Source organism: Endozoicomonas sp. SESOKO4 (genome assembly GCF_024606275.1).
The window spans coordinates 1-26,258 of the sequence record NZ_JAHHPS010000123.1 but is presented as its reverse complement, the minus strand read 5'-3'; the positions used below and the strand labels follow the sequence as shown (position 1 = coordinate 26,258).

Sequence of the window (26,258 nt, the reverse complement as noted above, 5' to 3'; positions counted from 1 at the left end):
AAAGCAGATACCATACTGGGCAAAAAATCTGTGACGTGATAGCGGTAGGGAAAGATGGCCAGCCGCGGCTATGCGGGGCGGTCTGCAAGAATACTGGATCTCTGTCGTCTCACAAAACCGGATACCACACCGGGAAAAAAGCCTGTGACATGATAGTGATCGGGAAGAATGGCAAGCGGCAGCTATGCGGGAAGATCTCCAACAATGCTCATTGCCTCTGGGAACACAAAAGAAGGCATCGAAAACACAAGCGTGATAATGAAAACCAGAATGATAACCTCAACCCTTAATCTGACACCGACTCTTTCAAGAGGTTTTGCGTGATTCCACACTTAGCTTTTGATTGTAGGTCTATGACAGAAAAACACTCTGATTATCTTGATCTATCCTTCCTTCTAGCCACTAAAATGCAAGGATAGAATTATTAAACAGTCACTCTTTGCGGCAGCACTGTTGCTGATAATATTGTTATCTGTCGCCTATGAGGCCGAATCGTTTGCAGAACGTTTTCTTGTCGATCCTGAAAAGAATGCTGTTTTTCCAAACCGTAGCTCTTCTATAAACTCTGCCCCTCATACATCGCCAGGCAACCCGTCAGTCATCGCTGACATAAATGGCTATGAAGGATCTGACTCACCGCCTGAAGACAAACCACACAGACCTGGTGGTTATAGGCTCAAAGCAATCCTTATTGATTCGATTTCCAGGCAGTTTCTTTACGCCATTTATCTGCTGGTGGGTTACGAAAAGATTCTTAACACCAGAAGTGCCCCCCTGAACGCCACCCCTTCTTCATGGCCATCCCTGGAAATGGTTATCGCTGCCGGGTGGTTTTTAAACAGCTATTGGAACTCCGATTCACCGTCGTTTAACCCGATGAAACAGCAAAAGGCAACATTTATGTCGACACAGGAGAATCAAGCGTTTACCTCCATCACTATGATGTTTGGCTCTGGAAATAACCAACAACCTTATCAGCAACAAGATCTGCCATCAGACTCATCCGGCCAGCACGCCCCGGTTGCCACACGCTGCTTAACCAGCCTCCCTTACGCTCACTCTGGTGGCGGTAACGAAGACCCTCAACAGCAGCAACATACTTTGGGTTTCAATTGTTTCGTCTTTCCTTGTCATGGGCTTTGTCGATTCCGACACTCATCCGATGGCAGAGGGCCAGCTGAATCACAGCTGAGTTCCTTCGAAAGCTCATGCCACCATTTAGCGTACGGACACTGCTTAAGCTGCATTGGTTATGTTGATCCTGTCGATGCTACATCTCAAAACTCACATTTTGAAAGGTTGAATCCTCTTCCAGCCATCCAACCTCAGTCGATCTCTGACCTACCATTTGAGCTTCTGACTTGTGACATTGATGACAACCCATACAATAGCGGCAATTCCATAGAAGGGGTCACCTCAGACTCAATAAGAGCAGGGGCAGCCCTCAGAATTGATGCTATTGGGACACTCAATGATGATATGCCAATGCCAGAGAATAACTGTCTTGCCACCGGTGGCGCGCCTACCGAAGGAGTGCCTTCCGGAGTAAATCCTCCCGAAGTAATTACTGATTGCCAGCAACCCTCTGGGAATCACAAAAGCAACAACCACATCTTGCAAAGAACCTGTGTCTTAACCCTGGTTGGGAAAGATGGCAAAACGCAGTCATGCGCGAAGATCTTCAAGAATGCCAGATCCCTGTCGAATCACAAAAGCAGATTCCATAGGGGACAAAAAATTTGTGACATGACAGTGTTCGGGGAGGATGGTCAGTCGCGGCCATGCGGGAAATCCTGCTTGGGCACTCAAGGCCTATCTGATCACAAAAGAAGCAGTCACAGCGGACAACAAACCTGTTTTGAGACCGTGGTAGGGAAAGATGGCCAACCCCGACCATGCGGGAAAGTCTTTGAGAATGCTAAATCTCTGTCGAATCACAAAGGCAAAATCCATACCGGGCAAAAAACCTGTGACGTGATAGTGGTTGGGGAAGATGGCCAGCACCGGCCATGCGGGGTAGTCTTCAAGAATACAGGATCTCTGTCGTCTCACAAAACTGGATACCACACTGCGCAAAAAACCTGTGATATATTAGTCATCGACAAGGATGGCCAGCCGCGGCTGTGCGGAAAAGTCTGCAAAAATGTTCAATCTCTGTCGAGCCACAAAAGCGCCTACCATAGCGGGGATAAAACCTGTGACATTATAGTGGTCGAAAAGGATGGCAAGCCGCAGCCATGTGGGAAGATCTTCATTAACGCTCATAGTTTTTCGCAACACAAAAGAAGACATCGAAGGCGCAAGTTTGATGCTTTGCAGCGGGATAATAACCTCAATCCTTGATCTCACACCCGCCCTTTCATAAGGTTTTGCCCGGCGCCATCTTTCGTTTTTAGGAGAAGGTCTTGGACGGAAAAACAAACTTATTATCTTGATCTATCCTTCCTCTCTACCCACTGGAATGAAAGGATAAAATTATTAAACAGTCACTCTTTTCGGCAACACTGTTGCTGTTATGGTTGTTGTCTGTCGTCTGTGAGGCCGAATCTTATACAGAATGTTATATTGTCGAGCTTGAGCAAAATGCAGTTTTTCCAAACCAGAGCTTTTCCATAAAACCTGGCCCGTATACATTGCCGGGCAACCCGTCGGTCATTGTCGGCACAGAGAGCTATGCAGGATCTGACTCACCGCCTGACGACAAACCATATAGACCCGGTGTTTACGGGTTCAAAGCGATCCTTATTGAGTCGATTTCATGGCAGTTGCTTCACGCTACTCATCTGCTGGTAAATTACGAACCGATTATGACCACTAAAAGCCCCTCTCTGAACGCCACCCCTTATTCATGGATACCTTTAGAAGTGGTTGTCACTGTTGATTGGCTGTTAAGAAGCTATTGGAACCCCGATTCACCGCTGTTTAAGATGATGGAACAACAAGAGGCAACATCTACGTTAACACAGGGGAATCACCCGTTTGCCCCCATCACAATGATGTTTGGCTCTGGAGATAACCAACAAACCTATCAGCAACAAGAGCAGTCATCAAAATCGTCCGGCCAGCTCGCCCGGGATCACACAAGCTATCTTTCCGGCTTCTGGTATTCCCGCTTCGGTGACGGTAACGAAGGCTATCAACAACAACACCAACATACTTTGGGCTTCAATTGTTTCGTCTTTCCGTGTAATGGTGTTTGTCAATTGCGACTCTCATCCAATGACAGAGTGCCCGCTGAATGGCTGCAGAATGCCTCAGGAAGCTCATGCTGCCATTTAACGCATGGACACTATCCTCTTTACATAAGTCATGCTGATCCTGAAGAAGCTAGACCTCAGCACTCACATTTCGAAACATTGAATCCTCTTCCTGCCTATCAACCCCAATCGGTTTCTGAACAACTCATTAAGCTAATGGCTCATGGATATGGCAACCCGGCCATTAGCAGCAATGCTATAGACAGAGTCGCCCCAGACTGGGTCGTCCCAGACTCAACGAGCGCAGGAGCAGCTTACATAACTGAAGTTACCAGACTAATCAATGATGATGTGCCAGGGCCTGGGAATAATTGTCTTCCTCCCGGAGGAGCAACTCCCGGAGTGCCTACACATTGCCAAAAAACTCTCTCGGATCAGAAAAGAAAATACCACACCGGGCAAAAAACCTGTGACGTGATAGTGGTTGGGGAAGATGGCCAGCTGCGACCATGTGGAAAGGTCTCAATGCATGCCCGGGCCCTGTCGGAACACAAAAGCAAAATCCACACCGGGCAAAAAGTATGTGACGTGATGGTGGTCGGGAAAGATGGTCAGCCGCGACCATGCGGATGGCTCTGCAAGAATGCTGGTATTCTCTCAGCTCACAAAAGCGGATACCACACCGGGCAAAAAACCTGTGACGTCACAGTAATCGGTAAAGATGGCGAGCTGCGACCTTGCGGAGTGGTCTGCAAGAATGCCGGAAGCCTCTGGGTTCATAAAAGCGGATTCCACACCAATCAAAAAACCTGTGACTTCTCAGTGGTCGGTGAAGATGGTCAACAGCAGCCGTGCGGAAAAATCTGCAAGAATGCTCAGTCTCTGATGGTTCACAAAAGCGAATACCACAGCGGGCAAAAAACCTGTTGTTTAACATTAGTCGGGAAGGATGGCCAGCAGCGGCTGTGCGGAAAGGTCTGCAAACACGCTAAAGCCCTGTCGGAACACAAAAGAAGCGTCCACAGCAGTCAAGTAAACTGCAACGTGATCGTGGTTGGGAAGGATGGTCAGCAGCGACCATGCGGAAAGGTCTGCAACAATGCCAGAACCCTGTCGAATCACAAAAGCAGAATCCATGGCAAGGAAAAAATCTGTGACGTGACGATCGGAGAGGATGGCCAGCAGCAGCCGTGTGGAAGGATCTATAAAAATTCTGACAGCCTTTCGAAACACAAAAGAATACATCGTAAACGCAAGCCCGTTGTTGTCGACCAGAACGACGACTTCAATCCTTGATCTGACATCCGCACTTTCATCAGGTGATCTATTCTTCCTTTCTACAAATTAGAATGCAACTATAGGATGATTAAACACTCTTCTTTTTCTGCACCATTGTTGCTCACACTATTTTTGCCTGTCGTCTGCCAGACCAAACCGCTGACAGAACGCTTTATTGTCGAGCTTGAACAGAAGGCCGTTTTTCCAAACCAAAGTTTTTCTATAAAGCCTGGGCGTACATTGCCCGGAAACCCGTCAGTCATCACTATCGCAGATGACTATACAGAACCAAATTTGCCATCGGATAAAAAACGACACAAACCATACAGTTACGAGATAAAAACGACCATCATTGAGTCGATTTCCTGGCAGTGGCTCTACGCGACAAATCTGCTGGTTGCTTACGAAGTAATCCTGACCACCAAAAACGCCCCTCTGAGTTACAACCCTTTTTCATGGGTACCTGTAGAAGTGGTTATAGCGGTCAGCTGTCTTTTAAGAAGCTATTGGAACCCCGACTCACCGCTGTTTAATCCGATTCAACAGCAAGAATCGAGTCAGAATCAGCCGTTTGTGATCACCACTATGATGCCCGGCTCTGGAAATGACCAACAACAAGGCCAAGTATCAGAATCATCTGGCCAGCGAAGCCCACAAGTCACCGGTCAACTTATAAGCTCTTTCTCCAGCACCCTGTATTCAGTCTCTGGTGGCAATAACGAAGGTCCTCAACAACACTCACATACTCTGGGTTTAAACTGTTTTGTCCATCCCTGTCATGGCGTTTGTCAATTCCGTCCATCATCCGATAAAGACGGGTTCGTCTCAGACTCATCAGGTACCGGGATAGCCGAAACAACTCAGCCTGTCGGGCAAAAAACCTGCGACGTAGTAGAGATCGGTGAGGATGGCCTCCTGAGACAATGTGAGAAGTTCTGCAAAAATGCCCGAGCTCTGGCGGTTCACAAAAGCAAATACCACTCCGGAAAAAAAACCTGTCCCCTGATCGTGGTCGGGGAAGATGGCCAGCATCGACCATGCGGGACTGTCTGCAGGAATGCTAAAATCCTCTCGGATCACAAAGGCAGATACCACACCGGACAGCAAACCTGTGACGTGATAGTGGTCGGAGAGGACGGCCAGCGGCGACCATGCGCAAAAGTCTGCAAGAATGCCAAAGCCCTTTTGTCTCATAAACATGGCTACCACTCCGGACAAAAAATCTGTGACTTAACAGTGGTTGGCGAAGACGATCAACAGCGGCAATGCGCGATGGTCTTCAAGAACGTTCGATCTCTGAGAGCTCACAAAAACAGATACCACACCGGTCAAAAAGCCTGCGAAGTAACATCGATCGGCGAGGACGGCCAGCAACAGCCATGCGGAAAGGTCTGCAAGAATGTTCAAATCCTGTCGAGTCACAAAAGCAAATGCCACAGCGGACAAAAAACCTGTAACTTGATCACTGTCGGGGAAGATGGCCAACCACAGCCATGCGGAACGATCTGCAAAAATGCAGGTATCCTGTCGCAGCACAAAAGCAGAGTCCACTGCGAGCAAAAAATCTGTGGTCTCACAAAGGTTGGGGAGGATGGTCAACAGCGTTCATGCGGGGTGATCCTTAAGAATACTCTATCTCTGGCGTCTCACAAAAGCAGATACCACACCGGACAAAAAATCTGTGATGTGAGAGTGTTCGAAAATGATGGCCTACAGCGACTATGCGGGAAGGCTTGCAAAAATGCCGTAGCCCTGACAGAGCATAAAAGAAGACACCATAGCGAACCAAAAACCTGTGACGTAACAGTAGTCGGGGAGGATTGCCAGCTGCGGCCATGCGGGTATGTCTGCAACAATGCTCATGACCTTACAGAACACAAAAGAAAGCATCGAAAACGCAAGCCCGAAGATGTGAACCGGAACGATGATCTCAACCCTTGAGCTGACCTCTGCCCCTCTGCCCCTCTGCCCTTATATGAGAGTGACAATCAAAAGACAATATTCGTATAAATAATTACAGCCGGGCTTAAATGGTTTTTTAACGGTAAAGCACACTTACTTTCTTGATCTATCCTTCCTCTCTGTAAACCAGAACTCAAGGATAGAATGATTGAACACTCACTCCTTGCAGCACCGCAGTTACTGCTTCTTTTGTTGTCTGTCATCTGTCAGGCCCAACCGTTGACTGAACGTCATATTGTCGAGCTTGAACAGAATACAGCTTCTCCAAACCATAGCTATTCTATAAAGCGTGGGCGGTATACCTTATCGGGCAATTTGTCAGTTATTGCCCACACAAACGGTTATACAGAACCAGATTCGCTGCCTGATGACAAACCACATAAATCCGGCGGTTACGGGGTCAAAACGCCTCTGAATGAACCGATTTCATGGCAATGGCTTTACGCCACCAGCCTGCTGGTAGGTTACCAACTGATCCTTACAACCAAAGACACCTCTCTTAGCTCCATCCCTTTTTCATGGCTGCCTATGGAAGTGGCTATCATCGTCGGCTGGCTTTTGAAAAGCCATGGGTACCACAATTCACCGTTCCCTCACCGGGTCGAACAACAAGACGTAAGTCCCCCCCCCCCTATTTGCCACGATCACTATGATGATGGATTCCGGACATAACCAATCACATGGCAAACCATCAGAATCATCCACTCAAGAAGCTCCGACAGCCATTCACCCTGAGAGTTTTTTCACTACCCTCTGGTATTCAGGCTCTGGCGAGGGTAGCGAAGATCCTCAACAAAACTTACATACTTTGGGTTTAAATTGTTTTATCTATCCCTGTCATGGCATTTGTCAATTACGACTATTCCGGGATCACAGAGAGCCTGATGAATGGCTGCTGAATTTCGAAGAAAATGGGTTGGACCTCACAGGAGCAACACCCGAGCAAAACCCATGTTCTCATTTGGCCTATGGATGCTGCTCTGGTCGCATAATTCACGTTGATCCGAACAGCGATGCAACCCTCAGGCAAGACGAGCTTTTGAAAGCACTCGATAATCCGGATCCTATGCATTCCGAATGCAACCCTGATCAACTATTTGAGTTGCTATTTGAGCCACAGGCCCATGACATTGACCGCAACCCAGACATTAGCGAAAACTCTATAGATGGGGTCGCCTCAGATGGGGTCGCCTCAAACTCAATGAGTGACGGGATAGTCTCTACAACTCCCCCTATCGGGCAACAAACCTGCGACGTGATAGTCGTTAAGAAATGTGGCCAGCTGCAGCCATGCGGGAAGCTCTTTCATGATGCCCGATCCCTATCACTTCACAAAAGCGAAGTCCACTGCGGACAAAAAATGTGTGACACGCCCGTGGTCCGGGAAGATGGCCAGCAGCAGACATGCGGAAGGGTCTGCAAAAATGCTCGAGCCTTGACATATCACAAAACAAGACACCACAACAGGCCACCAATCTGCGAGCAGACAGTGGTTGGCGAGGATGGCCAGCAGCGGTTATGCGGGAAGCTCTGCAAGAATACTAAAGCCCTGATCAGTCACAAAAGAAAAAAACACAACGAGCAGCAAATCTGTGAAGAAACAGTGGTCGGGGAAGATGGCCAGAGGTCGCCATGTGGAGCAGTCTGCAAGAATACTGAGTCTCTATCATCTCACAAAAGCACATACCACACTTTGCAACAAACCTGTAACGCCACCGTGATCGGGCAGGACGGCCAGCAGCGGCCATGCGGGCAAGCTTGCGAGAACGCTGCTGTCCTGTGGCTTCACAAGAGGGCCTTCCACAGCGGTCAACAAACCTGTGACGTAACTGTGGTGGGGAAGGATGGCCAGCCGCGGCCGTGTGGAAAGCTCTGCAAACATATTAAGTCTCTGACGGATCACAAAAGAAGATACCACACCGAACAAAAAATCTGTGACGAGACCATTGTCCGGGAAGATGGCCAGCAGCAGCCATGCGGGCTGGTCTGCAGGAGTACTTATGCCCTGTGGGCTCACAAAAGGGCTTTCCACAGTAGTGAGCAAACCTGTGACGAAACCGTGGTTGGGAAGGATGGCCAGCAGCAGCCATGCAAGATACTCTGCAAAAATATGCAGGCTCTGACGGAACACAAAAGAAGATACCACACCGGACAACAAATCTGTGACTTGACCCTGTTCCGGAAAGATGGCCAGCAGCAACCATGCGGGAAGGTCTGCAAAAGTGCCAGAACCCTCTCGGATCACAAAAGAAGAATCCACGGAGGGCTAAAAACCTGTATTAAAACAGTCGTCGGGGAAGATGGTCAGGAGTTTCTGTGCGGGAAGATCTGCAATAATCCTCAGGCCCTGTCGGATCATATAAGAAGAACCCACACAGGACAAACAATCTGTGACATAACAGTTGTCGACAAAGATGGACAACCGCAGCCATGCCGTAAGCTCTGCAAGAGTGCTCAAGCCCTGACAGAACACAAAAGAAGAGCCCACACCAAACAAGCAATCTGTGACATGACAGTGGTCGGGAAAGATGGACAACCGCGACCATGCCTAAGGCTCTGCAAGAGTGCTCGAGTCCTGGAGGAACACAAAAGAAGGCGTCACAAACGCAAGTTTGTTGATATGGGCGAGAACGATGACCTCAATCCTTGATCTGACACCCACCCTGATTATGAGGGACAAAATGATTAAACACTTACTCTATGCGGCACCACTGTTGCCGATATTTTTGTCGTCTGTCGCCTATCAGGCCGAACCGTTGACGGAATATTTTATTGTCGACTTTAAACAGAATACAGTTTTTTCAAACCCGGGCTTTTCTATAGAACCTGCCCCACATAGCTTGTCGGGCAGACCGTCAGTTGTTGCTGACACAAACAGCTGTGCAGGATCAGACTCACCTCCTGGTGACAAACCACATAGATCTCGCGGTTACAGTGTCAAAAAGCCCATGATTGAGTCGATTTCCTGGCAGTTGCTTTACGCAACCGACCTGCTGGTTGGTTACAAACTGATCCTGACCTGCAAAGAGGCCTCCCGGAGCTCTACCCCTCATTCATCCCTACCCGAAGCGGTTGTCGCTATCGGTTCGCTTTTAAGACGTTATTGGTACCTCGATTCATCGATGTTTGCCCCGATTGAAGAACAAATTGAACAACAAGAGGCAAGTCAGGAGAACCCCTTTGCGATCACCACTATGATGTTTGGCTCCGGACAAGCCCGACAGCAGGGTCGGCCACCAGAATCATCGGGACAACCAGTCCGGCAAACCACGCCCCACCCCACAGACTATTTCGCCAGCTTCCCCTATTATGACTTTGACGACGGCAACGGCCCCCCCCCCCAAACACCTGCATACCTTCGGTTTAAATTGTTTCGTCCATCCCTGTTACGGTGTTTGTCAATTCCGATCATCATTCGATATCAGAGAGTCTGATGAATCGCTGTTCAATTTCTTAGAAAACAGGTCAGACCCGACAAGAACAACACCCGAACAAAGCTCATGCCCTTATTTGGCTAATGAACGCGGCTACCATTACCTGAGTCATTCAGGTCCTCAAAAGTCTGCACAGCCCAAGCAAGCTGATCTTGTCAAAACATTGAGTTTTCTCATTCCCATTGAAATCAAGCGCAATTTTGACCCGTTCTCTGAGTCAGAGGCCCATGGTATGGGTATGGGTGGCAACCCAGCTGACAGCCGCAACCCTTCAGGCTTAATGAGAGCCGCGGTAGCCTCTGTAACGGCCCCTGACTGGCAACTAACCTGTGACGTGATAGTGGTCGGGGAGGATGACCAGCTAAAGCCATGTGGGGCAGTCTGCAATAATCCTAAAGCCCTTTCATCTCACAAAACCAGAGCCCACACACGGCAAAAAACCTGTGACGTAACTGTGGGTTGGGAATATGGCCAGCCAGTGCCGTGCGGGATGGTCTGCAAGAATGCTAATACTCTGTGGGATCACAAAATAAGAGTACACACCGGGCAACAAACCTGTGACACGACAGTGATTGAGGAAAATGGCCAGCAGCGGCCGTGCGGGAGGATCTGCGAGAATGTTAAGGCCCTGTCGTGTCACAAAAGCAAAGCCCATTCTGGACAAAAAATCTGCAACGTGAAAGTGTTCGGGAAAAATGGCCAGCAGCAGCCATGCGGGACGGTCTGCAAGAATGCTGGAGAGCTGTCGGATCACAAAATCAGAATCCACAGCGTTCAAAAAACCTGTGAAGTAATAGAGGTCGGGGAAAATGGGCAGCAGCGACGATGCGGGAAGGTATGCAAGAATGCTAAAGCTTTGTCGAATCATAAAAAAAATACCCACATCGGGCGACATACCTGTGACGCGACAATGATCGGAGAGGACGGCCATCAGCGACCATGCGGGAGGGCCTTCATAAGTAATAAATCTCTGTCGGCTCACAAATCAAAAGTCCACAGTGGAGCAAAAACCTGTGACCTTATCGTCGTCGGAGAGAATGGCCGTCAGCAATCCTGCCGGACGGTCTGCCAGAATGCGCTAGCCCTGATGAATCACAAAAAAAAAACACATCAAAAACGCAAGCACAATAATGTAGACCAGAATGGTGAACTCAGGCTTAAAACAGGCAAAGCAAATAAGTAATGCCAGCCCTTTCATGAGGCTTTGACCGATACCAACTTTGTCTTTTAAGAAGGCCTTCGAAACAAAAACACACTTATTATCTTGATCTATCCTTCCTCTCTACCGTCTGGAATGCGGGGATAAAATTATTAAACATTCATTCTTTCCGATACCGCTGTTGCTGATACTGGTATCCTCTGTCGTTTGTCAGGCAGAGCTTCTTATTGTTGAGTTTAAAGAGAATGCAGTTTTTCCAGGACAGAGCTTATCTATAAAGTGTGGCCTGCATAGACTGCCGGGCAGCCAGATAGCCTTTGCCGACATAAACATCCATGCAAGATCGGACTCACCGCCTGAAGACAGGCCAGACACATCTGGCCGTTACGGGGTCATGACACCCCTTATTGAGCCGATTTCGTGGCAGTTACATTACGCGTCTCATCTACTGGTTGGTTACGAACTGCTGATCCTGACAACCAAAAACGCTCTTCCAGGCGCAGCCCCTTGTTCATGGCTGCCTTTAGAAGCGTTTGCCGCTATCGGTCGGCTTTTAGGAAGTTATTGGGACACCGATTCACCGCTGTTGAACCCGATTGAGCAACACACTGAACAAAAAGAGGTGAGTCAGGATAATCCGTTTGTGATCACCACTATGATGTTTGGTTCTGGACAACCCCTGCAGCAAGGCCAGACATCAGGACCGTTCGTCCAGGAAAACACAGCAGCAGCTTCCTTCACTGGAAGTTCTTTCAATCATCCCCTATATTCTGACTCTGGCGGCGGTAACGCAGGCCCTCAACATCACTCACATACCTTGGGTTTAAATTGTTTCATTCACCCCTGTCATGGCGTTTGTCAATTCCGACCATCATCCAATAACGGAGGACCTGATGAATGGCTGCAGAACTCCGAAGAAAATTTCCCAGACCACAAGGTAGCCAGCCTCGAACAAAGCTCATGCCCACATCTTGCTAACGGGCGCTGCTTTAGTTGCATAAGTCATTTTGATCCTGAAAACTCTGGCTACTCTTACCAACAAGACGAACTTTTCGAAGCATTCGATTATTTCGCCCCGATTCAACTCCAATACATTAATGACACCCCTGTTCACTCAATGATTACCGGTTCAGTTCTTATAAATGACGCCCCTTTCGGGCGACAAGCCTGTGATGTGCCCGTGACCGGAGAAGATGGCCCGCAGAAAACATGCGGAAAGGACCACAAGAATGCCCGGTCTCTGCCGACTCACAAACGCAAAATCAACAAGAGTAAGAAAACCTGTGACGTGATCGTGATCGGGGAAGATGGTCAGCCGCGGCCATGCGGAAAAGCCTGCATACATTATCTGGCTCTGTCCTATCACAAAAGAAGGGACCACAGCGGGCAACAAATCTGTGACGTCATTGTGATCGCAGAGAACGGTCAGCAGCGTCCATGCGAAAAGGTCTGTAAGAATGCCAAGGCCCTGACGGATCACAAAAGCAAGTACCACACCGGGCAAAAAGTCTGTGACGTGATCGTGGGCACAGAAGATGGTCGGCATCGGCCATGCTGGCTGATTTTCGACAATGCAAAAAAACTCTCGGATCACAAAAGAAAATGCCACACCGGGCAAAAAACCTGTTGGGTGTCCGTGGTCACAGAGGATGGCCATCAGCGGCCGTGCGGAAAACTCTGCAACAATGCCCGCGACCTGTTGGTTCACAAAAGAAGACACCATTGTGTGCAAAAAGCCTGTGAGCTAACCATGGTCGGGGAAGACGGCGATCGGGGGCCATGCGGAAAGCTCTGCAAGAATGATCATGCCCTGTCGGAACACATAAGAACTCATGGAAAACGCAAGCGCCTTGATGTGAACCAGAACGATGACCTCAATCCTTTAGCTGAGCCAACCTTTCTCGAGAGATAGAATTATTAAACACTCACTCCTTGTGACACCGCTATCGAAAACGCAAACCTGTTGATGTGAAACAGAAAGGCTTTGACAGAAAAGCATACTTATTCTCTTGATCTATCCTTCCTATCTGTAAATCAAAATGCAAGGATAGAATTATTAGACGTTCACTCTTTGCGGTACTGCTGTTTCAACTACAGTTGTTACATGTCGTCTGTCAGGCCAAACCGTTGAAAGAACGCTTCGTTGTCGCGATTCAACAAAATGCTGGTTATCCAAACCAAATCATTTCTATAGGACATGGCCTGCATTCACTGCCGGTTGTCCTCTCAGACATTGCCGACATGCACGGCTTTGGAGGATCAGATCCACCGCCTGATGTCAAAGATCACGGCGGTTACGGGGTAATCCCCCCCCTCATTGAATCGATTTCATGGCAGTTGCGTTACGCTACTCACCTGCTGGTGGGTTACGCACCGTTCCTGACCACCGGAGATTCCCCTCCAGACTCGAGCCATTATTCATGGTCATCTGAAGAAATGGTTGTCGCTCTCGGCTGGCTTTTAAAAAGTTATTGGAACCCCGATTTACTGTCATTTAACCCAATTGAACAACACATTGAACAACAAGAGGTGAATCAGGATCAGTCGTTTCCGACCATCACTATGGTTTTTGGCTCCAACCCCGGATGTGACCGGCAACAATACCCGCCATCAGAATCATCCAGTCAGCAAGCCCCAAAAGCCACCAGCTACGTCACAGGCTATTTCACCAGTCTTCTGTACTCTGACTCTGACGGCGGTAGCGGAGACCCCCAACAACACTCACATACTTTGGGTTTAAATTGTTTCGTCCATCCCTGTCATGGTGTTTGTCAATTCCAACCATCAGGAGCATTTCCCGGACAAAGCTCATGCCCCCATTTGACCAATGGACACTGCTTTAGTTGCATGTGTTATTTTGATCCTGAAAACAATGAACATGTCCAAAATAAATCACCTTGCAAAACATTAAATAACTTTATACCACTCGATTATGATATGCCTACAGACTGGAATGAGCCTTCCACCACAAATGTTTTTGAGGTCATGAAGGGGTCAATCGAACTGAATCGTCTTCTCGAAGAAACTGACATGGCTTCTACGCTCAACCAGCCAGCCATCACTCAAGCCCCGGTAACCCACGGGGATGCTGTACCTGGAACGACACATCGCGAGCAAGACCTCTCGGTTCACAAAAGCAACGACCACAGCAAGCAAAAAAACTGTTGCATTACCATAGTCTGTGAGAGTGGCCAGTCGCAGACGTGCGGAAAGGTCTTCGTGAGTGCCAAATCCCTATGGGATCACAAAAAAAGAGCCCACAGCGAGCAACAAGCCTGTAAAGCCACTGTGGTCGATAAGGATGGACAGTTGCAGCCATGCGGAGCAGTATGCAAGAACGCTCGATCTCTGACGGTTCACAAAGCCAGATACCATACCGGGCAAAAAACCTGTGAAGTGACAGTGACCGGAAAGCACAACCAACAGCAGCCATGCGGGACAGTCTGCAAGAATGCCCAAATGCTGTCGGATCACAAAAAACAAGCCCATGTAGAGCAACAAACCTGTGACGTGACAGTGAGCGGTGCGGATGGTCAGCCGCGACCGTGCGGGTCGGTCTGTAAGAATGCCCGATGCCTGTCATCTCACAAGACCAAATACCATACCGGGCAAAAAACCTGCAACCTGACAGTGATCGGGAAAGATGGCCAGCTGCGACTATGCGGAAAGCTTTGCGAAAATAATCAATCTCTTACGAATCACAAACTAAGGGAACATGGCGGGCGACAAACCTGTGGCTTAACAGTGGTCGGGAAGGATGGCCGACCGCGAGCATGCGGGACAGTCTCCAAGAATATTCAGTCTCTCATGGCTCACAAAAGCAAATACCACAGAGGGCAAAGAATCTGTGAGGTGGCCGTGATTGGTGAGGATGGCCAGCAACGTCCATGCGGAAAGGTCTGCAAGCATTCCCAACATCTTTCGTACCACAAAATAAGGGAACACAGCAGGCAAAAAGTCTGTGGCCCTAAAATGGTTGGGGTGGATGGCCAGCCACGACCATGTGGAACAGGCTGCAAGAATGCTCTTGCCCTGAAGCAACACAAAAGAAGTCACCGAAAACGCAAGTCTGCTGATGTAGAGCAAAACCAATAAAGTGTTACCCGGAGCAAACTCTGTCATTTGACAGGAGGCCTTTGAGAAAAGAGTCTATTTAGTTTCTTGATCTATCCTTCCTCTCACTAAAACAGAGTAAAGGACGGAATTATTAAAAACTCACTCTTTGCGGCACCGATGTTGTTCCTACTGACGTTGTCTGTCGTCTGTCATTCTAAACCCTTAGCAAGACATTTTTTTTCCGGGCTTGAACGGAAAACAGGTTTTCCAAACCTGCGTTTCTCTACACAGCGTGATCGTTGTGCATTGCCAGACAACCCGTCAGTTATCGTCAATACAAACGTCTATACAGGATCAAATTCACTAACTGATGACAAAGCGAGGGAATCTCGCGGTTACGGGGCTGAAACCATCTTTATCGAATCGATTTCATGGCAATGGCTTTACGCTACTGAGCCTCTGGTTAGTTGCGAACTTATCCTGACAACCAAGGAAGCCTCTCTTAGCTCTATTCCTTATTCGTGGTTACCACCTGTAAAGGGGCTTGTCGCTGTCAGGTGGCTTCCGGGTCGCTACTGGAACTCCGCCCCCCCACTGGTGAACCCGATTGAGCAACAAGAGGCAACATTCATGCTGACAGAGGGGGATCAAGCATTTGCAGCAATCACAATGATGTTTGGCTCTGGAAATAACCAGCATGCCTACCAGCAACAAGGCCAGCCATCAGAATCATCCGGCCAGCGGGCCCCGTTAGTCAGAGGTTATTTCACTAACCTCTTGTATTCTAGCTCTGATGACGGCGACGAAGACCCTCAACAACACCAACATACTCTGGGTTTAAACTGCTTCGTCCATCCCTGTCATGGCGTTTGTGAATTCCTACTGTCATCCGACACCAGAGGGTCAGCAGAATGGCCACTGAATTCCAGACAAAGCTCACACCCACACATGGCGAATGAATGCTGCTCGAGTTGTATAAGACCATTTGATTCTGAAAATACTGCACTCTCAATAAATGCAGGGACTGACTATACAACTGCTGCCGAGCCGCTCAGGCACGATGCGCCAATGTCCGGAAATACGCCTTCCAGCGCTATGGAATCTGCGAGCATTGATCAGTCACCTGCTCTAAAGGATCTTTTCGAAGAAGTCGGGACTTCCACCTCGCTTACCTGGACAGACACATTGCAAGTCCTGTCGGATCATAAAATAAAATGCAGCAACGAACGCAAAATCTGTACCATGCCTGTGCTCGAGAAAGGTTGCCAGCCGCGGCTATGCTGGAAGCTCTGCAAGAATGATCATGCCCTGGCAACTCACAAAAGCAGATACCACTCTGGACAGAAAACCTGTCACGTGACCGTGATCGGGGAGGATGGCCAGCCGCGTCTCTGCAGAAAGGTTTGCAAGAATACTCTGGCCCTGTCAACTCACAGAAGAAGAGACCATAGCAAGCAAGAAACCTGTGACGTGATCCTGACCGGTATCGATGGTACGTCTCAGCCATGCGGGAAGGCCTGCAAAAGTGCTCAAGCTCTGTCGACGCACAAAAGAAGAGACCACAGCGGAGAACAAACCTGTGACGTGACTATGATCGCGAAGGATGGCCAGCTTCGGACGTGCGGGAAGGTCTACAAGAGTGCTGAGGCTTTGACGCTTCACAAAAGCCGATACCACAGCGGGCAACAGATCTGCTACAAGACCGTGATCGCAGAGGAAGGCCAGCCGCAGCCATGCGGAAGAGTGTGCAAGAATGCTTGTGCTTTGCAGGATCACAAAAGAAAAGAACACACCGGGCAACAAATCTGCGACTTAACAGTGGTCGGGGAGGATGGCCAGCTGCGGCCGTGCGGGAAGACCTGCAAGAATGCTCATGCCCTTTCGGAGCACAAAAGAAGACACCGAAAACGCAAGCCTGTTGATGTAAAGCAAAACGAATGAGGTTGACCCGGTGCAGACTCTGCCTTTTAACAAAAGGCCTTTGAGAAAAGAGTAGATTTCATTTCTTGACCTATCCTTCCTCTCTGTACACCAGAGGAAAGGATAGAATTATTAAAATCACATTCTTTGCGCCACTACTGTTGCTTATACTGGCATTGTCTGTCGTCTGTCAGTCTGAAACGTTGACAAGACACTTTGTTGTCGAGCCTGAACAAAAAACAGGTTCTCTAAACCAGTGCTTTTCTATAAAGTGTGACAGGCGGATATTGCCAGAAAACCCATCAGTTATTGCCAATACAAACGTCTATACAGGATCAAATTCAGCACCTGATAACGAACTGAAAATATCTGGCGGTTACCGGGCAAAAACCATCCTCAGTAAATTGATTTCATGGCAATGGCTTTACACTACTGAGCTTCTGGTTGGTTACGAACTTATCCTTAAAGCCAAAGACGCCTCTCTGAGCACCACCCCTTATTCATCGCTACCTGTAGAAGGCCTTGTCGCTGTCGGCTGGCTTTTAAGTGGCTATTGGAACCTCGATTCGTCGCAGTTTAACCCGGTTGAACAACAAGCGACAACATCTATGCTAACACAGGGAGATCATACATTTGTCACCATCACAATGATGTATGGCTCTGGGAATCACCAACATCCCTATCAACAACAAGACCAGCCATCAGAATCATCCGACCGGCAGGCCCAGGTAGCCACAAGCTATTTCAATAGCCTCTTGTATTCCCTCTTTGATGACGATAACAGAGCCCCTCAACAACACCAACATACTTTGGGCTTAAACTGTTTCATCCATCCCTGTCATGGCGTTTGTCAATTCCGACCATCACCCGACACCAGAGAACCAGCAGAATGGCTTCTGAATTTCGGACAAAGCTTATATCCGCATTTGGCTAATGAACACTGCTTTAGTCGCATAATACAATTTGATTCTGAAAACACTGCACACTCAACAAGTGCAGGGGCAAACTATGCAACTGACCCTGAGCCACTCAGGTATGTTTCGCCAATGTCTGGAAATGAGCCTTCCGGCGCTGAAGAATCTGCGGGCATGAATGGGTCATCCGTTCTTAAGAATCTTTTCGAAGAAGTCGGTACTTCCACTTCGCTTATCAGGACAGGCACATTACAAGCCTTGTCGGATCACAAAAAAAAATACGACCACGAACAAAAAATCTGTATCGTGACCCTATTCGAGGAGGATGGCCAGCAGCGAATATGTGGGAAGCTCTGCAAGAATGCCAATGCGCTATCGTCTCACAAAAGTTCATACCACAGGGGGCAAAGGATCTGTGACGTGGTAGTGATCGGGGAGGATGGCCAGCAGCAGCCTTGCAGGAGAGTTTGCAAGAATAGTCAAGCCCTGAGAGATCATAAAAGAACAGAGCACTCTGAGGAACAAACCTGTGACAGGACAGTGATCATGGAGGAAGGCCGACAACGCACATGTGGGATGACCTTCAAGAATCCTAAAATCTTGTCGTACCACAAAAGAAGAGACCACTCCGGGCCACAGTCCTGTCACATGACCTTGGTCGGTGAGGATGGCCAGAAGCGGCCATGCGGGACAATCTGCAAGAGTGCACAAACCTTGATTGAGCACAAAAGACTAAAACACACTGGTTCAAAAACCTGTGACATAACCGTTATCAGAGAGAATGGTCTGCAGCAGCCATGTGGAACGGTCTGCATTAGTTCTCACGCCCTGTCGATTCACAAAACAAGATACCACTCCGGACCGAAGACCTGTTACACGACCGTGATCAATCAGGATGGCCAGCAGCCATGCATGATAGTCTGCAGGAATAATCAAGCCCTGAGAGATCACAAAAGAAAAGCGCACACTGGGCAACAAATCTGTGACAGGACGGTGATCATGGAGGATGGTCAGCAACGGCCATGCGAAACGGTCTGCAAGAATGCTAAAGCCCTATCGACTCACAAAACCAGATACCATAACGGGCCACAGACCTGTGTTATGGCCGTGGTCGGTCAGGATGGCCAGCAGCAGCCATGCGGGATAGTCTGCAAGAATGGCCAGGCCCTGAGGGATCACAAAAGACAAAAGCACATCGTGCAACAAACCTGTAACCTGTTCAGGGTCGGGGAGGATGGTCAGCAGAGGCCATGCAAGAAGGTCTGCAACGGTGTTCAAGCCCTGTCGGATCACAAAAGAAGACAACACACCGGGCAACAAACCTGTAACCTAACCATGGTCGGGAAGGATGGCCAGCTGTGGACATGTGGAACGGTCTGTAAGAGTGCTAAAAGCCTGTCCGATCACAGAAGAAAAAAACACTCCGGGCAGCGAACATGTGACGAGACCATGGTCGGGGAGGATCGCCAGCAGAGACTATGCGGAAAGGTCTGCAAGAACACTAAAACACTTTATGAACATAAAAAAAAACACCGAAAACGCAAGCCTGTCAATGCAGATCAGGACGATGAACTCAGCCCTCCGGAATTTAAAGTAAATAAATAACTAACGATCTGATCAGACACCATTAATTATGAATTGATCTATCCTTTCTCTTTGTGAACCGAAGGCTGGGATAGAATTATTAAACACCCACTCTATGCGGCACCGCTGTTGCTGCTACTGTCTGTCGTCTGTCAGGCTCAATCGGTGACAAGACATTTTGTTAATGAACCTGAACATAAAACAAGTTCTCCAGACCAGTGCTTTTCTATAAAGCGCGCCCGGCATAGATTGCCAGACCATCCATCAGTCATTGCCAATAAAACCGGCCATAGAGCATCAGATTTACCGCCTGACGACAAGCCAAAGGAACCTGACGCTTATGGGGTAAAAACCGCCCTTGTTAATTCGATTACGTGGCATTGGCTTTACGCCGACCATCTGCTGGTTAGCTTCGAACTGATCCTGATCATCAAAGATGCCTCACTATATTCCGCCACTTATTCATGGCAACCTGTAGAAGTGGTTTTCGTTGTCGCTGCCGTCTGGCTTTTCAAAAGCTATCGAAACTCAGGTTCGCTTCTGCTTAGCCCGGTTGGACAACCTAACCCAATTGAACAACGAGACGCGAACCAGAATTACCCACTTGCCACCATCATTTTGATGTCGGACTCTGCACAAAACCAGCAACAATGCCAGCCATCGGAATCATCGGGCCAGTTCGCCACGAAAGCCACCGCCCGCCCTTCAGGCTCTCTCACTCGCTTCCATAATACTGGGTATAGCGGCGGTAGCGGAGGCCCTGAACAAGACCAACATACTTTAGGTTTAAATTGTTTTTTCTATCCCTGTCATGGCGCTTGTCAATTTCGACCATCATTCGAGAGCAGTGAGCCAACTGAGTGGCCATTGAATTCCGAACAAAGCTCATGCCCTCATTTGGCTAATGGACGCTGCTTCAGCTGCTTAAGTCAATTGGACTCTGAACACACTGAACACCCAATGTATACAGGTGCAGACTTTACAGCTTACCTCGCCGGGTCGTTCAATTATAATGCGCCTACGCCCGATAATGAGCCTCTCAGTACGAATGAATCTGCGGTCACTACCAGGTCACCCACTTTTCAGAGTTTTTTCGAAGAAGCCGGAATTTCTAGCAGGCCCACCCAGACAGACACACCACAGGACCCGACAGCACCTGAGAATGCTGTATTTGGAACGATACATTGTCAACAATCCCTATCGGATCACAAAATAAAATACGACATCAGACTACTAGCCTGTAACATGACCGTAGTTGGGAAGGAGGGTCGGCATCAGCCATATGGAATGGTCAGCAAGAATGCTCAACCCCTGTCGCTTATCGAAAGAAGAGAGCAAAACGAGCCAAAAACCTGTGACGTGGCCGTGGTCGATGGGGATGGCCAGCGGCGGCTATGCAGAACAATCTGCAGGAGTCTCAAAGCCCTGCCAGATCACAAAAGAAGACAGCATACTGCACGAAAAACGTGTAACGTGATCGTGGCCGGGGAGGATGGTCAAAAGAGGCCATGCGGGAAGATCTGCAACAATACACAAGCCTTGTCGGATCACAAAAGAAGACATCACACCGACCAACGGACCTGTGACGTAACCGTGGTCGGCAAGGATGGCCAGCCGCGGCCATGTGGAACGGTCAGCAAAAGTGCTAAAAGCCTGTTAGATCATAAAAGAAGAAAACACTCCGGGCAGCGAACCTGTAACAAGATTGTGGTCGGAGAGGATAGCCAGCAGAGATTATGCGGGAAGGTCTGCAAGAACCCTCAATCTCTTTCGGATCACAAAAGAATACACCATTCCGGGCAACAAACCTGTGACGTAACCATGGTCGGGGAGAATGGCCAGCAGCGACCATGCGGAAAGATCTGCAAGAACACTAAAACCCTGTATGAACATAAAAAAAGACACCGAAAACGCAAGCCTGTCGATGTTCAACAGTACGATTAACTCAGCCTTCCGGAAAGTTAAGTAAATAAGTAACGACTTGATCAGAGACCACTTCAATCATCAAGTGGTCTATTCTTCCTCTCTGTATAGCAGAACGCAGGGATAGAATTATTAAACGTTCACTCTTTGTAGCACCATCATTACTTCTGCTAATGTTGTTGTCCGTGATCTGCCACGCCCAACCATTAACAGAACGTTATACTGTCGAGCTTGAACGGAAAACATCTGTTCCCAACCCACGCTTTTCTATAAAGTGTGACCGTCGTACATTGCCGGGAAGCACTTCCGATATTTCCGACACCAGCGACTATGCAGGATCAGACTCGCCATCTGACAAAAAACACAACAGATCTGGCGGTTACGGGGTCAAAACGCCCCTCATTGAGTCGGCTTCGTGGCAATTATTTTACGCTACTTTTGTGCTGGTGGGTTACGAACGGATGCTTACCACCAGAAATGCCCCTCTCAGTTCCCCCCCTTATTCATGGCTACCTGCAGAAGTGGTTGTAGCTGTCGGTTGGCTTAAAACAAGCTATCCTCTCCTTGATTCACCACTGTTTAACACGATTAAACAATCGATCGTACAACCAGAGACAAGTCAGGATCACTCGTTTACCACCATCACTATGATGTTGGGTAGCGGACAAGACCAACAACAAGACCTGCCATTTGAATCATGGGAATCTCAAGCCACTGCCGACCATACAGGCTTTTTCACTCATCTCACGTATTATGATCATGACCATGGCGACGGTGACGGAGGCCCTGAACAACATCAACATACTTTCGGTTTAAATTGTTATGTCCATCCTTGTTATGGCGTTTGTCAATTCCGACCATTATCTGACAGCGGAGGGTCAGCTGAATTGCCACTGAATTTTGAACAAAGCTCATCTCCTCATTTGTCTGACGGACTTTGCTTTAGCTGCATCAGTCATTCTGATTCTGAAAGTGCTGCGCACCCAATGAGTTCAGGGACAGACTATACAACTGACCCTACCGGGCCGGTCCATGATGATGTGCCAGAGCCCTGGACTTTGCCTTTCCGGACTGATGTATTTGAGGGCATTAATGGGTCAAACACTCTTCAGAGTCTTCTTGAAGAAATCGGAATTTCCATTACGCATACTCAGACAGACACATTACAAACTCCAACAGCACCTGATAATTTCATAACCGGAACGACACATTGCCAGGGAACTCAGTCGGATCGCAGAATAAAATACGACAACAAACAACAAATCTGTGACATAACCGTGATCGGAGAGGATGGCCAGCCGCGGCCATGCGGGAAGGTCAGCAAGAATACTAATGCCCTGTCAAGTCATAAAAGCAAATACCACACTGGGCGAAAAACCTGTCACATGGCACTGATCGGGCAGGATGGTCGTCAGTGGCGATGTGGGAGGGTCTGCAAGAATGCTCAAGCCCTGACGCTTCACAAAAGAAGAGAGCATTCTGGGCAACAAACCTGCAGGCTGACAGTGGTCGGGGAGGATGGCCAGCCGCGGCCATGCGGGACGATCTGCAAGAATGCTGTGGCTATGGCGGCTCACAAAAACAAATGCCACACCGGGCAACAAATCTGCAACGTTATAACGGTCGGGAAGGATGGCCAGCCGCAGCAATGCGGGAAAGTCTGCAGCAATGCTAAAACCCTTTCGGGACACAAAAACAGGAAACATAGCGAGCAAAAAACTTGTGTCGCAACTTTAATCACAAAAGATGGCCAACAACGGCCTTGCGGAAAGGTCTGCAGCAATGTCCAGGCTCTGTCGGTTCATAAAAGAAGATACCACACAGGGCCAAAAAGCTGTGACGTGACCGTATTCGGGCAGGATGACCAGCCGCAGCCATGCGGGACATTCTGCAAGAACCTTCAAGCCTTGAAGGATCACAAAAGAAGACACCACAGCAAGCAACAAATCTGTAACATAACCGTGATCGGGAAGGATGGTCAGCAGCGACGATGCGGGAAGGTCTGCAACAACGCTATAGCCTTTACGGATCATAAAAGAATACATCGAAAACGCACGTCCGCAGATGAGCACCCGGAGTATGACTCCAATCTCAAGAAGTCAGAATATAAGTAATGATCTGATTAGACATCACTCCGATCATGAGCGTCAGCAGTTTGCCGCAAGGCAAACCACTTTGCAGATACTTTTTGCCCAGAGCAACTTTTGGTTTTTAACAAAAAGTTATTGGCAGAAAAATACATTTATTTTCTTGTTCTATCCTTCCTCTCTGTATACAAGAATGCATGGATAGAATTATTGAACACTCTCTCTTTGCTGCAACACTATTGCTGATGTTGTTGTCTGTCGTCTGTCATGCCGAACCCTTGACAGAACGCTTTATTGTCGAGCTTGAAAAAAATGCAGTTTTTCATAACCAGAGCTTTTCTATGAAGAGTGACCAATGTACATTGCTGCGCGACCCATCAAACATTGCCAACACAGACGACTGTGCAGGACCGGACTCGCAGCCTGATGACAAGCCCCGGAAAGCTGGCGGCAATCGGGCAAAATCGACCATTATTGAATCGATTTCGTGGGACTTGCTTTACACCACACATCTGCTCGCTGGTTGCGTAATGATCCTGACCACCAGAGACGCCCCTCTATGTCTCAACCCCTTTTTATGGATACCTCCAGGAGAGGTTACCACTATCGGTTGGCTTTTAAAAAGCCGTTGGAACCCCGATTCACCGTCGTTTAGTTCTGTTGAAAAACCAATTGAACAACAAGAGGTGAGCCAGAGTCACACGTTTGCGACCATTACTATGATGTATGGCTTTGGAGAAGACTCACAACAAAACCAGCCATCAAAATCATCCGTTCAGGAAACCACAACAGTATCCCCCTACCCTGGAGAATCATTCAATCATCTTCGGTATTCTGACTCTGACGGAGGGGACGCAGGCCCTCAACAACATTCTCATACTTTGGGTTTAAATTGTTTCGTCCACCCCTGTCATGGCGTTTGTGATTTACGAGAATCATCTGAGAGCAAAGAGCCAGCTGAATGGTCTATGAATTGCGGACAAAGTTCATGCTCTCATCTGGCCAACGGGCTCTGTTTCAGTTGCATGGGTCATTTTGTTCCTTTAAACAGTACACATTGCCAACAAATCCCGCCTCTAAAAATATGGGATGATATCCCTGCCATTATGAGTCAATACGATTCTGGTCAACTATTTCGGCAACAGCCGCACAGCATTGATGTCAACCCAACCAATAGCATCAGCTCAGTAGAACGGGTTGCCTCAGATGGGGTCGTCTCAGACTCAGTGAGCGCAGAGGCAATCTCGAGAACTGACGCTACCGGGCAATCGACCTGTAATGTAATAGTGGTCTGGGAGGATGGCCAGCTGCGACCTTGCGGGAAGGTCAGCAGGAATGTTCAGGCACTGTCAGTTCACAAAAGTAAATATCACACCGGGCAAAAAGTCTGTGACGTGCTAGTCGACGGGGCAGATGGTCAGCAACAGCCGTGCAGAAAGATCTGCATAAATGCTGCTACCCTGTGGAATCACAAAAGAAGCGTCCACACTATTCAGCAAACCTGTGATGCGACCGTGGTCGGCCAGGATGGCCTGCTGCGGTCATGTGGAAAGTTGTACAGCAATATCAGAGCTCTTTGGAATCACAAAAGAAGCACCCACGGCGGGCAAAGAATTTGTAACGTAAAAGTGACTGGTGAAAATGGCCGGTTGCAACTATGCAGGGCAGTCTGCAAGAGTTCTAAAGCCCTGTCGGTTCACAAAAGCAAAGTCCACAGCGGGCAACGAACCTGTGACGTGACAGTGATCGGTGAGCATGGCCAGCTGCAACCATGCGGAAAGGTTTGCAAGAGCGCTAAAGCCCTTTCGGATCATAAAAGCGGATACCATACAGGAAAAAAAACATGTGACGTGACCGTAGTCGGGGACGATGGTCAGCAACGACCATGCGCAGCAGTCTGCAAGCATGCTCGAGCCCTGTCGACTCACAAAAGCGTCACTCACATCAGGCAAAGAACCTGTGACGAAACAATCGTCGGAGAGGATAGCCAGCAACGGCTATGCGGAAAGATCTGCAGGAGTGCTCAAGTCCTGTCGGAACACAAAAGAATGCATCGGAAACGTATACCTGTGGGTGCAGACGAAGACGATGACCTCAGTCCTTGATCTGATAACCGCCCTTTCATAAGATTTTGCCCGGTGAAGCCCTGGGCTTTTAACAGAAGGCCTTTGACAGAAAAACGCGCTTACTTTCATGATCTATCCTTTCTCTCTGTAACCCAGAACGCAAGGATAGAATTATTAAATCCCCACTCTTTTCGGCACTGTTTTTGCTGCTACTGACGCTGTCTGTCGTCTGTCAGAGTCAACCGTTAACAGGACATTTTGTTATCGAGTTTGAACAGAAAACAAATTCTCCAAATCAGAGCTATTCTGCAAAGCCTGACCGGCAATTATCGGGCAATCAGTCAGGAGTTGTCAGCACAAACGACTGTGCAGAATCAGATTCGATGCCTGATAGCACACGACAGCGATCTCAAGATTACTGCGCAAACACGTCCCTTGCTGAATCGATTTCATGGCAATGGCTTTACACCACTCACCTGCTGGTTGCTTATGAACAGATCCTGACCACCAAAGATGCCCCTTCTGGCTTCATCCATTATTCATGGTTACTTGCAGAAGGAGTTGTCGCTTTGGGTTGGCTTTTAAAAAGCTATTGGAACTCCTATCCACCGCTCTTTAACCCAATTGAACAACAAGAGGCAACGTCTATGCAGACACAGGGAGATCACCCATTTGCGA

15 protein-coding genes are annotated in these 26,258 nt (G+C 48.5%); all 15 read left to right on the top strand.

Annotated features, from left to right (window positions below; translation table 11 throughout):
- On the top strand, nt 1-290 hold a 290-nt coding region (locus KDK16_RS02200), incomplete at its 5' end, for a hypothetical protein (protein ID WP_257274463.1).
- Between the two features lie 163 nt (nt 291-453).
- Nucleotides 454-2,343, top strand: coding sequence for a hypothetical protein (locus KDK16_RS02195; RefSeq protein ID WP_257274462.1), 1,890 nt, complete (start codon nt 454-456; stop codon nt 2,341-2,343).
- 164 nt (nt 2,344-2,507) lie between these two features.
- Nucleotides 2,508-4,493 (top strand): hypothetical protein, encoded by a 1,986-nt coding sequence (locus KDK16_RS02190; RefSeq protein ID WP_257254505.1) that lies wholly within the window; start codon nt 2,508-2,510, stop codon nt 4,491-4,493.
- 66 nt (nt 4,494-4,559) lie between these two features.
- Nucleotides 4,560-6,416: a hypothetical protein gene (locus KDK16_RS02185; RefSeq protein WP_257254504.1), complete on the top strand. Its 1,857-nt coding sequence runs from the start codon at nt 4,560-4,562 to the stop codon at nt 6,414-6,416.
- Between the two features lie 165 nt (nt 6,417-6,581).
- Complete coding sequence (locus tag KDK16_RS02180; RefSeq protein WP_257274461.1) at nt 6,582-7,109, top strand: hypothetical protein; 528 nt, start codon at nt 6,582-6,584, stop codon at nt 7,107-7,109.
- A complete protein-coding gene (locus KDK16_RS02175; protein ID WP_257274460.1) occupies nt 7,087-9,087 on the top strand; it encodes a hypothetical protein in 2,001 nt (666 codons plus the stop codon). Before KDK16_RS02180 ends, KDK16_RS02175 begins: the two co-directional genes overlap by 23 nt.
- Before the next feature lie 659 nt (nt 9,088-9,746).
- Nucleotides 9,747-11,054: a hypothetical protein gene (locus tag KDK16_RS02170; RefSeq protein WP_257274458.1), complete on the top strand. Its 1,308-nt coding sequence runs from the start codon at nt 9,747-9,749 to the stop codon at nt 11,052-11,054.
- Nucleotides 11,055-11,211: 157 nt separating this feature from the next.
- Nucleotides 11,212-12,942, top strand: coding sequence for a hypothetical protein (locus tag KDK16_RS02165; RefSeq protein ID WP_257274456.1), 1,731 nt, complete (start codon nt 11,212-11,214; stop codon nt 12,940-12,942).
- Nucleotides 12,943-13,157: 215 nt separating this feature from the next.
- Complete coding sequence (locus tag KDK16_RS02160; protein ID WP_257274455.1) at nt 13,158-15,125, top strand: hypothetical protein; 1,968 nt, start codon at nt 13,158-13,160, stop codon at nt 15,123-15,125.
- A gap of 138 nt (nt 15,126-15,263) precedes the next feature.
- Nucleotides 15,264-17,027, top strand: coding sequence for a hypothetical protein (locus KDK16_RS02155; protein ID WP_257274454.1), 1,764 nt, complete (start codon nt 15,264-15,266; stop codon nt 17,025-17,027).
- A gap of 182 nt (nt 17,028-17,209) precedes the next feature.
- The gene (locus tag KDK16_RS02150) at nt 17,210-19,525 is read left to right on the top strand and encodes a hypothetical protein (protein ID WP_257274453.1); all 2,316 of its coding nucleotides are present in this window, start codon (nt 17,210-17,212) and stop codon (nt 19,523-19,525) included.
- Between the two features lie 144 nt (nt 19,526-19,669).
- A complete protein-coding gene (locus KDK16_RS02145; protein WP_257274452.1) occupies nt 19,670-21,448 on the top strand; it encodes a hypothetical protein in 1,779 nt (592 codons plus the stop codon).
- A gap of 152 nt (nt 21,449-21,600) precedes the next feature.
- The gene (locus KDK16_RS02140; RefSeq protein ID WP_257274451.1) at nt 21,601-23,541 is read left to right on the top strand and encodes a hypothetical protein; all 1,941 of its coding nucleotides are present in this window, start codon (nt 21,601-21,603) and stop codon (nt 23,539-23,541) included.
- Nucleotides 23,542-23,711: 170 nt separating this feature from the next.
- Complete coding sequence (locus KDK16_RS02135; protein ID WP_257274450.1) at nt 23,712-25,619, top strand: hypothetical protein; 1,908 nt, start codon at nt 23,712-23,714, stop codon at nt 25,617-25,619.
- Nucleotides 25,620-25,963: 344 nt separating this feature from the next.
- The coding region (locus KDK16_RS02130) for a hypothetical protein (RefSeq protein WP_257274449.1) at nt 25,964-26,258 on the top strand (295 nt) is incomplete at its 3' end.